Raw genomic sequence first — 1,213 nt, forward strand, 5'->3', positions numbered from 1 at the left:
GCGATGCGGCGGCTCCGGCCGACAAGCACTCGCGCCGAGCGCGATTCGGGCCGCCAGGCACCGACCGGTCGCGTCAGTGTCCATCCCATCGCGAACCGGGCGTACCCGGCGATTAAGCTGGACCGCATGGCAGCAGGCAAGGACGGTAATCCGTCGAAGGAAGCGAAGGCCGCGGCGAAGGCGGCGCGCAAACAGGCGTCCAAGGACCGCCGCCGCCAACTGTGGCAGGCCTTCCAGATGCAGCGCAAGGAAGACAAGCTTCTGCTGCCGCTGATGATCGGCGCGCTCGTCGGCGTGACCGTGCTGTTCCTGGTGATCGGCCTGATCTTCGGTCTGCAGTGGTTCCTGCTGCCGATCGGTCTGGTGCTGGGCGTGCTGGCCGCGTTCATCATCTTCGGGCGCCGGGTGCAGAAGAACGTGTACGCCAAGGCCGAGGGCCAGGCCGGCGCGGCCGCCTGGGTGCTGGACAACCTGCAGGGCAAGTGGCGGGTCACCCCGGGTGTCGCGGCCACCACCCAGCTCGACGCGGTGCACCGCGTGGTCGGTCTGCCCGGTGTGGTGCTGGTCGCCGAGGGCTCGCCGCAGCGGGTGAAGTCGCTTCTGGCACAGGAGAAGAAGAAGGTGTCGCGCCTCGTCGGCGACACCCCGATCTACGACATCGTGATCGGCAACGAGGAGGGGCAGGTTCCGCTCAAGGAGCTGGAAAAGCACCTGCGCAAGCTGCCGCGCAATATCGACGCGGCGCGCATGGACAATATCGAGGGGCGGCTGTCTGCCCTCGCGACCCGGGGCGGGCCCGCGCTGCCCAAGGGTCCGCTGCCCAATGGCGCGAAGATGCGCGGCGTGCAGCGCTCGATCCGCCGCCGCTGATCAACCTCGAAAAGGCCCGCATCCCCCGGATGCGGGCCTTTCCTTTTCGCCGAGTGGCACATCCTGGAGGCGAAATCGGACGAATCCCCTCCAGGATGTGCCACTCGGCGGAAGGGTCAGCGGACGTGGCGGCCGAGGAAGCCGAGGACGTCGGGGGTGACGGTGCGCCAGTACTCCTCGGTGTGCGCGCCGGGGGTTACCAGGCCGACCTCGGGGCGGGCGGTCGCGATGAAGCGGCGGCAGCCGTCGATGAAGCGGTCGCGGTCGCCGCACCACAGGCCGACCGGGGCCGGGCCGAGCTTGTCGAGGTTGCGTAGCGGGTCGAGGGCCGCCCACTGGTCGG

Annotated in this window: 1 protein-coding gene and 1 pseudogene; one reads left to right on the plus strand and one right to left on the minus strand. The window is 69.5% G+C overall.

Annotated features, from left to right (window positions below):
- The first annotated feature begins 3 nt into the window (after window positions 1–3).
- Window positions 4–870: a DUF4191 domain-containing protein gene (locus ACIRS4_RS37765; RefSeq protein WP_404204729.1), complete on the plus strand. Its 867-nt coding sequence runs from the start codon at window positions 4–6 to the stop codon at window positions 868–870.
- 116 nt (window positions 871–986) lie between these two features.
- Here ACIRS4_RS37765 and ACIRS4_RS37770 read toward each other — a convergent pair.
- Window positions 987–1,213: pseudogene (locus ACIRS4_RS37770) on the minus strand (esterase); the annotation flags it as partial.

The organism is Streptomyces sp. NPDC101166 (assembly GCF_044768125.1).
Lineage (GTDB): Bacteria > Actinomycetota > Actinomycetes > Streptomycetales > Streptomycetaceae > Streptomyces.

What these genes read in the sequence shown, in the direction of transcription:
- ACIRS4_RS37765 (WP_404204729.1), top strand. Translation starts at nt 4, where the DNA reads ATGCGGCGGCTCCGGCCGACAAGCACTCGCGCCGAGCGCGATTCGGGC.